Source organism: Delftia sp. RIT313 (assembly GCF_000632165.1).
Taxonomy (GTDB): Bacteria; Pseudomonadota; Gammaproteobacteria; order Burkholderiales; family Burkholderiaceae_C; genus Comamonas; species Comamonas acidovorans.
The window spans coordinates 78,609-90,057 of record NZ_JFYT01000038.1; the positions used below are offsets into that span (position 1 = coordinate 78,609).

At 67.6% G+C, this 11,449-nt stretch carries 10 protein-coding genes; 1 reads left to right on the top strand and 9 read right to left on the bottom strand.

Going from position 1 to position 11,449, the window contains the following annotated elements; all coding sequences use genetic code 11:
* Positions 1-3: 3 nt before the first annotated feature.
* From BW39_RS10070 to BW39_RS10080, 3 genes are all read right to left on the bottom strand, one after another.
* A complete protein-coding gene (locus BW39_RS10070; RefSeq protein ID WP_043821490.1) occupies positions 4-1,020 on the bottom strand; it encodes a hypothetical protein in 1,017 nt (338 codons plus the stop codon).
* 92 nt (positions 1,021-1,112) lie between these two features.
* The gene (gene lysS, locus BW39_RS10075) at positions 1,113-2,672 is read right to left on the bottom strand and encodes a lysine--tRNA ligase (protein ID WP_013801009.1); all 1,560 of its coding nucleotides are present in this window, start codon (positions 2,670-2,672) and stop codon (positions 1,113-1,115) included.
* Positions 2,673-2,918: 246 nt separating this feature from the next.
* Positions 2,919-3,593 (bottom strand): LON peptidase substrate-binding domain-containing protein, encoded by a 675-nt coding sequence (locus tag BW39_RS10080; protein ID WP_012207046.1) that lies wholly within the window; start codon positions 3,591-3,593, stop codon positions 2,919-2,921.
* A gap of 90 nt (positions 3,594-3,683) precedes the next feature.
* Here BW39_RS10080 and BW39_RS10085 point away from each other — a divergent pair, with 90 nt between their 5' ends.
* A complete protein-coding gene (locus BW39_RS10085) occupies positions 3,684-4,241 on the top strand; it encodes a YggT family protein (RefSeq protein WP_013801011.1) in 558 nt (185 codons plus the stop codon).
* 78 nt (positions 4,242-4,319) lie between these two features.
* On the opposite strand, the gene accD is transcribed toward BW39_RS10085, so the two are convergent.
* The 6 genes from accD to BW39_RS10120 form a co-directional block, all read right to left on the bottom strand.
* Complete coding sequence (accD, locus tag BW39_RS10090) at positions 4,320-5,195, bottom strand: acetyl-CoA carboxylase, carboxyltransferase subunit beta (protein WP_013801012.1); 876 nt, start codon at positions 5,193-5,195, stop codon at positions 4,320-4,322.
* Positions 5,196-5,260: 65 nt separating this feature from the next.
* A complete protein-coding gene (gene trpA / locus BW39_RS10095) occupies positions 5,261-6,070 on the bottom strand; it encodes a tryptophan synthase subunit alpha (RefSeq protein WP_043821492.1) in 810 nt (269 codons plus the stop codon).
* Complete coding sequence (gene trpB / locus BW39_RS10100) at positions 6,067-7,323, bottom strand: tryptophan synthase subunit beta (RefSeq protein ID WP_012207042.1); 1,257 nt, start codon at positions 7,321-7,323, stop codon at positions 6,067-6,069. Before trpB ends, trpA begins: the two co-directional genes overlap by 4 nt.
* The gene (locus tag BW39_RS30260; protein ID WP_081816176.1) at positions 7,301-8,023 is read right to left on the bottom strand and encodes a phosphoribosylanthranilate isomerase; all 723 of its coding nucleotides are present in this window, start codon (positions 8,021-8,023) and stop codon (positions 7,301-7,303) included. Before BW39_RS30260 ends, trpB begins: the two co-directional genes overlap by 23 nt.
* A 32-nt stretch (positions 8,024-8,055) precedes the next feature.
* Positions 8,056-8,904: a tRNA pseudouridine(38-40) synthase TruA gene (gene truA / locus BW39_RS10115; RefSeq protein ID WP_013801015.1), complete on the bottom strand. Its 849-nt coding sequence runs from the start codon at positions 8,902-8,904 to the stop codon at positions 8,056-8,058.
* A 113-nt stretch (positions 8,905-9,017) separates the two neighbouring features.
* On the bottom strand, positions 9,018-11,449 hold a 2,432-nt coding region (locus BW39_RS10120; RefSeq protein ID WP_043821503.1), incomplete at its 5' end, for a FimV/HubP family polar landmark protein.

Below are 11,449 nucleotides of genomic sequence, written 5' to 3' on the forward strand. Positions count from 1 at the left end.
TTGCTAGGCCAGCGGCAGATCCGTGCGGGAGCGGCTGGCCTCGTCATGCCACTGCACAAAGGCGTCGGCAGCCGGGCAGATGCGCGGGTTGCCCAGTTGCTGCAGCAGCCTGCAGGCAGCAAAGCCCTGGGCTTTGCTGTCATAGGCAAGTGCCCACTGGCGGCGCTCCTCCTGCCGGTCTTCGGGAACGGGCCAGCTGCGCAGCGAGGTGGATAGGCCGGTCAGGCCCATGCGCCAGGGCTTGCCGGAGACACGTGCGCGAAAGCATTGCTGGCGCTCGCACAGCAGGGCATAGAGCGGGTCCACCTGCAGGGCATCGAACAGCCGCCCGACGGCCGGATCGTCCGATGCGAAATCGGCATGCGTGACGATGACGCGCAGGCCCTTGGGTGTTTCGTAGACGCGCAGTCCCCAGTCGGGGTGGCTTTGGTGGAAGGTCTGGACGCGCTCCATGGCGCGCGTGGCCGGCGAGTCCGTGGCCGCACGCTGGCGCGCCTGGCGTGCTTCCCACCAGCGCTGTACGCGCCGCATGGCCAGGAACAGCAGCAGCACGACCAGTGCCGTAGCCACCATCCGCGAATTGTTCTTGTGCGGTGCCAGCCGGGCCAGCCAGATGGCGACCGAAGCCAACAACAGCAGGGTCACGACGGGAAAGCGCACGGCGCTGGGCGGCTCGGGCAGGTCGATATCGGCGATGGCCACGCGCTCGGTGTTCAGGCAGTGGGCGCCGTAGCTGTTGCGCGTCATCACCGTGCCGTCGCGGCGCTGCAGGACTTCTTCGCGGATGGGGGTGGTGAAGCCGTCGAGCGCGTACTCGTTCTTCCATTCCATGCGGGGCTCGCCCTTTGGAAGCGCCGCATTGCGGGCGGCTTCCAGGGCCTGGCCAGCACGCTCCTGTGCGTGGGCCTGGGCGGCTTCCTGGCTGGTGTCGGACCATCCCCAGCGCTGGACGGTGATGCCGTGGGTGGGGCGGCTTTCATGCCGCAGGCGCGCCTGCGCCCAGTAGGTGGGGATGTGCATGGCGAGCCAGTATAGGGAAAAGCCGCCTGGCTCCCAAGGGAACGCAGGCGGCTTCAGTTGGCAACGCGCGCAGGCGCTGGATGCCGTTGGTTTTACTGTTCGCGGCGCAGGGCGGGGAACAGGATCACGTCGCGAATGCTGGCGCTGTCGGTCAGCAGCATCATCAGGCGGTCGATGCCGATGCCGCAGCCGCCCGTGGGGGGCATGCCGTACTCGAGGGCACGCACGAAGTCGTGGTCGAAGTACATGGCTTCGTCGTCGCCACCGTCCTTGGCCTGGACCTGGGCATTGAAGCGCGCGGCCTGGTCCTCGGCGTCGTTGAGCTCGGAGAAACCGTTGCCGAATTCGCGACCCGTGATGTACAGCTCGAAGCGCTCGGTGACCTCGGGGCGCTCGTCATTGGCGCGCGCCAGCGGCGAGATCTCGGTGGGGTGCTCCATGATGAAGGTGGGCTGCCAGAGCTTTTCTTCCACCACTTCCTCGAAGTACAGCACCTGCAGGCTGGCCAGGGTGCGTGCGGACAGGCGGTCCTTTTCTTCCGTCATGCCCAGCTTGCGCAGCGCATTGGTCAGCCATTCGCGGTCGGCCACCTTGTCGCCCGCCTCGGTGAACTTGACGATGGCCTCGGGAATGGTCAGGCGCTGGAAGGGCTGGGACAGGTCCACGGGCTTGCCGCCGTAGGTCAGCTGCAGCGTGCCCACGGCCTTTTGCGCGGCGTCGCGCACCAGCGCCTCGGTGTAGTCCATCAGGTCGCGGTAGTTCCAGTAGGCCGCGTAGAACTCCATCATGGTGAACTCGGGGTTGTGGCGAACCGAGATGCCTTCGTTGCGGAAGTTGCGGTTGATCTCGAACACGCGCTCGAAGCCGCCGACCACCAGGCGCTTGAGGTACAGCTCGGGCGCGATGCGCAGGTACATCTCCTGGTCCAGCGCGTTGTGGTGGGTGACGAAGGGCTTGGCGTTGGCGCCGCCGGGAATGGGGTGCAGCATGGGCGTCTCCACTTCCAGGAAGCCGTGCTCCACCATGAATTCGCGAATGCCCGAGACGGCCTTGCTGCGTGCGATGAAGCGGCGGCGGGCCTGCTCGTCCATCATCAGGTCCACATAGCGCTGGCGCACCTTCTGCTCCAGGTCGGCCATGCCGTGGAACTTGTCGGGCATGGGGCGCAGGCTCTTGGTGAGCAGGCGCAGCGTCTGCACCTTGACCGACAGCTCGCCGGTCTTGGTCTTCATCAGCGTGCCCTCGGCTCCCAGGATGTCGCCCAGGTCCCAGCGCTTGAAGGCCGCATAGACCTCCTCGCCCACGGTGTCGCGCGTGATGTACAGCTGGATGCGGCCGTGCGTGGGGCCCAGCGATCCGTCCTGGATGGTGGCAAAGCTGGCCTTGCCCATGACGCGCTTGAGCATCATGCGGCCGCCCAGGCTGACCTGCACGGCTTCGGCGTCCAACTGCTCGGCGCTCTTGTCGGCATGGGCCTGCTGCAGCGCCTCGGCGCGGTCGGCGGGCTTGAAGTCGTTGGGGAAGGCCACGCCGCCCTGTTCACGGACCTGCTCGCGCAGGGCCTTGAGTTTTTCGCGGCGCTCGGCGATGAGTTGGTTTTCGTCCTGGGGAGCGGTCTGGTCCGCTGCGGATGGGGTGTTGTGTTCGGTCATGACAATGAGCGCCAGCGCAAAACGCCGAGGGGCCGGAAAAAAGCCGGAGGAAAAAAAGCGGGAAAAGCCGAAAAAAGCCAGGCGCAAAGGGCTGAGGGGTACAGCGGCGGCAGCAAATGCCACCGGCAAGCCCCGCAGCTGGCGGGCTGAATCCGCGATTTTAAGTTTTTTGGCGCGCTTTCGGTGCGCGGTGCTGCCAATGTGCCGGAGGCCGCTGCGGTATGACGCCGCAGTCCTGCCAATTCGTCAGTGCCCGGCGGACGGGGAGCCGGGTGCCGGGCCCTGGGCATGGCCTATGCCGCTGCGCTCCAGCACATCGGCCACGAGCTCCAGCCGCACCAGCGGGCTGTCCAGCGCCATCAGTTGCTGTTTGATGGAGACCGGCATGGGCAGCAGCTCGGTCCAGCGGTTGGCCACCCAGCCGCAGTCGCCCATCTGTTCGGCGCTGGGCAATCGGGCATGGTCGGCGTCGGTGGAGCGCGCGTGCAGCTGCATCAGCACCTGGGCCAGGGCCTGGGCGGTGGCGAGCAGGTGGCCGGGGATGGGCACAGCGGCATCGGCAGGCAGCATCTGCACATCGGCCACCCACAGGCCGTGGGGCAGCTGGCGGTGCTCCTGCATGCGAAAGCGCTGCGTGCCTTCGCACTGCAGGTGCAGCAGGCCGGGCTGGGGCTGCTGCAACTGGACGATGCGGGCCAGCGTGCCCACGGCGTGCAATTGCTCGGCGGCCGCGCCAGCCTTGCGCACTTCGCTGCCGGCCTGCAGCGCCACCACGCCGAAGGGAGCGCCCGTGCGCTCGCACTTGCGGATCATGTCCAGGTAGCGGACTTCAAAGACGCGAAGGCTCAGCAGGCCTTGGGGAAAGAGGACGCTGCCCAGGGGGAACAGCGGCAGGGAGTGCAGTGCGGTAGGGGCGGTCATGTGATGGGCGGGATGCGGCAGCTATCATCCCATGCTGTGCCAAGGCCGGATGGCCATGGTCCGATCTTCCTCCCGCAGTCCTACAACGCCATGCTTTTTCAGATCGTTTCCTTTTTGCTCGACGTGGTCGTTGGCCTGTTGACCGGCGTCTGCCTGTTGCGGATGTACATGCAGGCCCAGCGCGTGCCCTTCGGCAACCCCGTGGGGCAGCTGGTGTTTGCGCTGTCCGACTGGATCGTGATGCCGCTGCGCCGCATCATCAAGCCGGCCGGGCGCTGGGACATGTCCAGCCTGATCGCCGCCTTCCTGCTGCAGATGCTGCAGTTCGTGCTGCTGTGGCTGTTGATGGGTGGGCAGTCCACCGTGGTTGCCCTGCCCTGGCTGGCGCTGTGCGGCCTGGCGCGCGTGGCGCTGTCGGGCATGGTGGGCGTGCTGCTGATCTATGCCATCTTGTCGTGGGTGCAGCCGCAGTCGCCGATGTATGGCGTGCTTCAGCGCCTGTCCGAGCCCATGCTGCGGCCCATCCGCCGTGTTGTTCCGCTGATCGGCGGTATCGATCTGTCGGCACTGGTGGCTCTGGTGCTGCTGCAGATCGCGCTGATGGTGCTGGGGTATATCCAGGGATCGGGCCTGATGCTGCTGGCCTGATTTCCCTGGTTTCCTGGACGTGAAAAAGCCGCCGCAGGCATCAACCTGCGGCGGCTTTTTTTGTGTCTGCGCGAGGCTTTACTGGACCGCGTCGGCCGGCAGGCGCTGCAGCATGGCAAGCGATGCGGCAATGCGGTCGCGCAGCTCGCGGCGGTCCACGATCATGTCCACGGCGCCCTTGTCCTGCAGGAACTCGGCGCGCTGGAAGCCTTCGGGCAGCTTCACGCGCACGGTGGTCTCGATCACGCGCGGGCCGGCGAAGCCGACCAGGGTCTTGGGCTCGGCAATGACGATATCGCCCACGAAGGCGAAGCTGGCGGAGACGCCACCGAAGGTGGGATCGGTCAGCACCGAGATGTAGGGCAGGCCCTTCTTGGCCAGGCGCGTGAGCGCTGCATTGGCCTTAGCCATCTGCATCAGGCTCAGCAGGCCTTCCTGCATGCGCGCACCGCCCGTGGCGGTGAAGCAGATGAAGGGGACCTTCTGCTCGATGGCGGTCTCGACACCGCGCACGAAGCGCTCGCCGACCACGGAGCCCATGGAGCCGCCCATGAACTCGAACTCGAAGCAGGCTGCGACCACGTTGACGCTCTTGATGGCGCCGCCCATGACGACCAGGGCATCGGTCTCGCCGGTGTTCTCCAGCGCTTCCTTGAGGCGCTCGGGGTACTTGCGGCTGTCCTTGAACTTCAGGGCGTCGACGGGGATGACTTCCTGGCCGATTTCATAGCGGCCTTCGGCATCGAGGAAATGGTTCAGGCGGGCGCGGGCGCCGATGCGGTGATGGTGGCTGCAGCTGGGGCAGACGTTCTGGTTTTTCTCCAGATCGGCCTTGTAGAGCACGGTCTCGCAGCTCGGGCACTTGATCCACAGACCCTCGGGGATCTGCTGGTGGCGATCCGTGGGGTTGGTTTGCTGGATTTTGGCAGGCAGGAGTTTTTCAAGCCAGGACATGGTGTTTCCTTTTCAGGCGCAGGGCATGCGGCACCGGGCCGCATGCAAGGGCTGCATTATGCGACCTACGCGTCGAGTGCCTTGCGCACGCCGCGCAGGAAGTCGATGGTCAGGGGGACGATCTTTTCGTGGGGCTGGCCGTCCAGCATCTCGATGATGCGGCTGCCGATGACCACGGCGTCAGCCACGCGGGATATGGCCTGGGCCGTGGCCGCGTCGCGGATGCCGAAGCCCACGCCCACGGGAATGCTCACATGCTCGCGGATGCGCGGCAGCATGGCTTCCACGGCCGCCGTGTCGAGCGTGCCTGCTCCGGTCACGCCCTTGAGCGAGACGTAGTAGACATAGCCGCTGGCCACGCGCGCCACCTGCTGCATGCGCTCGGTGGTGGAGGTGGGCGCCAGCAGGAAGATGAGGTCCATGTCGCGCGCACGCAGTTGCGCGGCGAATGCCTCGCACTCCTCGGGCGGGTAGTCCACGATGAGCAGGCCATCGACGCCGGCCTCGGCCGCATCGTCCACGAAGCGGTCATTGCCGTGGATCTGGTCGTAGCGCTCCACCGGGTTGGCGTAGCCCATCAGCACCACGGGCGTGGTCTGGTTCTTCTGGCGGAACTCGCGCACATAGGCCAGCACCTGCACCAGGCCCACGCCATTGGCGATGGCGCGGTCGCCTGCCTTCTGGATGGTGGGGCCGTCGGCCATGGGGTCCGAGAAGGGCACGCCCAGCTCGATCACGTCGGCGCCGGCCTCCACCATGCCGTGCATCAGCGACGGCGTAATGGCCGCGAACGGGAAGCCTGCGGTGATGTACGGGATCAGGGCCTTGCGGCCTTCTTCCTGGAGTTTGGCGAAAGTCGTGGTGATGCGGCTCATTGAGCTGCTCCTCCCTTGACCGTGAGCCCGCGCATGGAGGGACGGTCGTAGTAATCGGCGCCCGAGAGGTCGGCCACGGTGCCGATGTCCTTGTCGCCGCGACCGGACAGGTTCACGAGGATGGACTGGTCGGCGCGCATGGTCTTGGCCAGTTGCATGGCGTAGGCCACGGCATGGCTGGACTCCAGGGCGGGAATGATGCCTTCGGTGCGGCACAGGTAGTGGAAGGCGTCCAGCGCCTCCTGGTCGGTGATGCCCACGTACTGGGCCCGGCCCAGTTCCTGCAGCCAGGCGTGCTCGGGGCCGACGCCGGGGTAGTCGAGGCCGGCGCTGATGCTGTGCGTCTCGGTGATCTGGCCGTTCTCGTCCTGCAGGATGAAGGTGCGGTTGCCGTGCAGCACGCCGCTGCTGCCGCGCTGCAGCGAGGCCGAGTGCTTGCCGCTGTCCAGGCCTTCGCCGGCCGCCTCCACGCCGATCAGGCGCGTGTTCTCGAACGGGATGTAGGGGTGGAAGATGCCCATGGCATTGCTGCCGCCGCCCACGCAGGCGACCACGGCATCAGGCTGGCGGTCGGCGCCCAGGAATTCGGGCATCTGCGTCAGGCATTCCTCGCCGATGACCTTCTGGAAGTCGCGCACCATCGCCGGGTAGGGATGGGGGCCGGCCACGGTGCCGATGATGTAGAAGGTGTTGTCCACGTTGGCCACCCAGTCGCGCATGGCCTCGTTGAGCGCGTCCTTGAGCGTGCGGCTGCCCGACTCCACCGGCACCACGGTGGCGCCCAGCAGGCGCATGCGGTAGACGTTGGGGCTTTGGCGCTTCACGTCCTCGGCACCCATGTAGACGATGCATTCGAGGCCGTAGCGTGCGCAGATGGTGGCCGTGGCCACGCCGTGCTGGCCCGCGCCGGTCTCGGCAATGATGCGGGGCTTGCCCATGCGCCGGGCGAGCATGGCCTGGCCGATCACGTTGTTGATCTTGTGCGCGCCCGTGTGGTTGAGGTCTTCGCGCTTGAGGTAGATCTGCGCGCCGCCCATCTCGCGCGACATGCGTGCCGCGTGGTAGACGGGCGAGGGACGGCCGACGAAGTGGGCCAGCTCGGACTGGAATTCGGCAACGAATTCCGGGTCGTTCTGGTACTTGGCGTAGGCGTCGCGCAGCTCGGTCAGAGCGTGTGTCAGGGTTTCGCTGGCAAAGCTGCCGCCGAAGCGACCGAAGTGGCCGGATGCGTCAGGGTACTGGTATTCGAACATGGCTTGTCTGCAAAAGTTGGTCATCGGCCGCGCGCACGGCGGCGATGAATCGGTGTATCTTGCCGGCGTCCTTGATGCCCCTGAGGGGCTTGCCGTCGGGACCATCGGCCTCGACGCCGGAACTGACATCAACGGCCAGCGAGAGTCCTCGCGGGCGCACTTGCAAGATGCCATCGGTCACGTTTGCAGGCGTGAGTCCACCAGACAAAACGAGGTGAGAGGCGACGTTTGGTGGAAGGAGTGACCAATTGAATGCTTTTCCGCCACCACCATAGCCGTCGACATGGGCGTCGAGCAGTATGGCCTGGGCTTTCGAGTAACGCTGGGCATATTCTACGAGGTCGAAGCGCGCGGCGTCGGGACCAAGGGGAATGCGTGCGGCGCGCAGGAAGGCGCGGGTGCCGCCCGATGTGGCGGCAAGGCAGTCCTCGGGGGACTCGTCGCCGTGGAACTGCACGCAGGCGCCCGGGATGGCGGCGCAGGCAACCATCACGTTGGCGGCGCTTTCATTGACGAACAGCAGCACCGGGGTCACGAAGGGCGGCAGGCGCCGCGCCAGTTCTGCAGCGCGCTGCACCGTCACGGCGCGCGGACTGGGGGCGTAGAGCACAAAACCCACGGCATCGGTGCCCGCAGCCACGGCGGCGTCCACGTCCTGTTCGCGGGTGAGTCCGCAGATCTTGATTCGAGTGCGCTGCATGGGGACTGAAGAATGGGGGAGGGCTTGTCCGTTCACGGGAGCCAATCATAGGCCGGGCTGCGCGAAGGAAGGCCCCATGAAGGATCGTATACGGGGCCCAGAAAGTACAGGCCGTCGGGCGAGAAGGTGGGCGCGGCGGCATCGCGGGAACGGGCGTCCAGTACCTGCTGCATCCACTGCGGCGCATACGCGCCCTGGCCGATGGCGATCAGGCAGCCCATGATGTTGCGCACCATGTGGTGGAGGAAGGCGCTGCCTTCGAACTCGAAGCGCCAGTAGCAGCATTCCATGGCCGCGTCGCCGGGCCGCATGGAGCTGGCTGCGGCCATCTGGGCGCCATCGCCTGCCATGCGGCGGGTGATGGATAGGCGGTGCAGCGTCTTGACGGGGGACTTGGCCTGGCAGCCCGATGCGCGGAACGAGCTGAAGTCGTGCTCGCCCAGCAGGTGCTGGGCGGCGGCCTGCATGGCATCACCATCGAGCGCATGGAACACCCAGCCCACGCGCCCGGCCTCCACGCTGGGGCGCACGGGCGATTGCAGCAGCACATAGGCATAGCGCCTTGCCGTGGCACAGGCGCGCGAATGGAAGGCATCGGGCACGGGCTGGGCCCATTGCACGGCAATGTCCGGCGGCAGGAAGGTGTTGGTGCCACGGACCCAGGAGAACGGGGCCCTGTCCAGCGGCGTGTCGAAGTGGACGACCTGCATGAGGCCGTGCACGCCGGCATCGGTGCGGCCCGCGCAGAGGGTGTGCACCTCCTGAGCGGCAAAGCGGCCCAGGGCCGCTTCGAGATGGTCTTGAATGGTGTTGCCAGACAGCTGGCTTTGCCAGCCGCTGTAGCGCTGGCCGTTGTAGGCGACGCCGAGGGCTACGCGCATTGCGAGGCCTCCGGCATGGGTTGGGTGTGCATCAAGTTGTCAGTTTTCCATGGCGGCTTGCACCACCCTGTCACGCGAAACCGGTGCGGCGCCTGGGCAGGCGCCGCCGGGCTTCAATCTATCTCGGCCAGCAGGCGCTGGGCCTTGGCCTTGAGATCGCCGTGGGCCTCGGCGATCACTTCCTCGATCAGTGTACGGGCTCCGTCACTGTCGCCGATGGCGTTGAATTCCTGGGCCAGTGCGAGCTTGGTGGCCAGCGGGTCTTCAGGGGCCGAGGGCGGGGTTGCCACGGCAGGGGTGTCGTTGCCCAGGTCCAGGGACAGGCTGCCCAAGTCGAATTCCAGCGACTCGGCCGGTTCGGGCTTGGCCTTGGCCGCCGTCTCCAGCACGCCGCCTGCCTGGGGCGTTGCCGGCGTTGGGGCGGGTGCCTCCGTGCTCAGGCCTTCCAGGTTGAACTCCATGGCGTCCAGCGACAGCAGCTCGGTCTTGGCATGGCTGTCGTCCGTGGTGGAGCTGGTCAGGGGCGAGGGCTCGGTGGCCGGGAAGCTGTCGGCCGCCTGCGTGCCGGGCATGTCCAGCGACAGCATCTCGGTCGGCTGCATGCCGTCCATGGCATTGCTGTGGTTCAGGGCGTCCGTCAGCGAGGCGTGGGCCGTGGGCTGGAAGCCGGGCATGTCCAGCGATGCAACGGGTGGCTCGACGTGGGGCTCGATGCGAGGTGTGTCGTCCTTTGCGGAGGGCGTGGCTTCCAGCGGCGCGCGCAGCGTGGGCTCCAGCGCTGCGAAGTCCTGTTCGCTGGGCATGGGGGCCGGTGCGGGCAGGGGGCTGGCGTGCTGCGCGGGCAGGCTGGCATCGGCCAGGCCGCCGGGCAGGTCCATGTTGAGGTCCATGTCCAGGTCCATGGGCAGGGTGGCAGGGCCTTCGCGGTGCGCATCCATGTCCAGGGGGCGGCTGGCCAGCGAGGCGGCAGCCAGTCCGGCAGCAGCCACTGCGGCGCCACCGGCAACGGCGGCACCAGACAGGGGGGGGGCGCCTGCAGGCTGGTAGAGGGCGTTTTCCGGGTCCAGGATGCGGCCCTGGTCGGCCAGGCGCTGCCAGTCCACGCCCTTGCCCTGGGTCAGGCCATGCAGGGTCTGCGCGACGGCCTCGAAGGCCTTGCGGTCATGGCGCTTGGCGTAGATGTCGGCCAGCTTCTGGTGCAGTGCGGTGCGGTTGGGGTCGGTGCGCAGCGCTTCCTTGAGGATTTCCTCTGCCTGCAGGTCGCGGCCATAGGCCAGGTAGACGTCGGCCTCGGCCACGGGGTCCACATCGCCCGCATCAAGCTGGCTGGGCGAGTAATGCATGGAGGTGCCGGACAGCTGGCTCGATGTGCCGGTGTCCACGCGTTGGCCGCCGCTGGCGCCAAAGAAGGAGTCGGCTGCCAGCTGGCTGTCGCCAAAGGCGCTTTCGCTGGAGGCGGCAGCGGCGCGGCGGCGCTGCATGACGCGGTAGCCGCCATAGCCCAGCAGCAGGGCCAGCAGGGCAGCACCGGCCAGCGGGATGGTGGGGTCTTCCAGCAGCGTATCGATGAAGCTGGGCTCGGCGATCGGCGCGACGGGGGCGGGTGCCGGCTTGGGCTTGGGCGGCTCGGCCGGAGCGGGCGCGGCTTCTGCTGCGGGCGCTGCCGAGCCGGCTGCATTGGCTGCGGCGTCTGGAGCAGCGGTGGGCGCAGCGGCCGCAGCAGCTGCATCGGCAGGCGCTGCCGGGGCCGCGGGAGTTGTCTGGGGTGCTGCAGCTTCAGGCGCTGCAGGCACGGTCGGCGCGCCCGGCACAGCGACGCCGTTTGCCGTGCCGCTGGCTGCCGAGGCAGGTGCTGCTGCACCACCTTCGGCCGGCTTGGTGGCGGCGGCGATCTGGCTCAGCTCGGACATGTTGCGCTGCAGCTCGGCCGTGCGCGATGCCTGGTCGTCCGACTGCTTTTGCTTGGCCAGGCGCTCGTCGGCCTCCACGCCCTTGACGGCGCCCTTGGACAGGGTGAGCTTGTCGGGTGCTGCGGTGGACGGCTTGCGGTCTTCGACCTGGGCCTGGACGCTGCCCGATGCTTCACGATTGGCCGATGCCACGGGCGCGGCCGGCGCGGCGCTGGCCAGCTGGCGGCGGAACTGGTTGAAATCGCGGGACTGGGCTGCAACGATCTGGCGCGCTTCGCGCGGCGAGGTGGCCTGGGCCGTGGCTTCGTCCGGCACGGTGAGCACGGCACCGGAGCGCATGCGGTTCACATTGCCGTTGATGAAGACCTTGGGATTGGTGCGCAGCATGGCCACCAGCATCTGGTCCAGCGAAACGCCGGCTGGCAGGTGGGCGGCGGCGATGCGGCCTGCCGTGTCCCCGGTCTTGATGCGGACTTCGGAGGCCTCGGACGGCGCGGGAGCCGCTGCTGCGCGCTCGCGGGCTGTCGGGGCGGCACGGCGCGCTGCTGCTGGCGCGGGGCGGCTTTCCTCGGTGTTGCCTGCAGCGGCTTGCGATGCAGCTTGCGATGGGGCTTGCGAGGGGGTGGGGGCTGCTG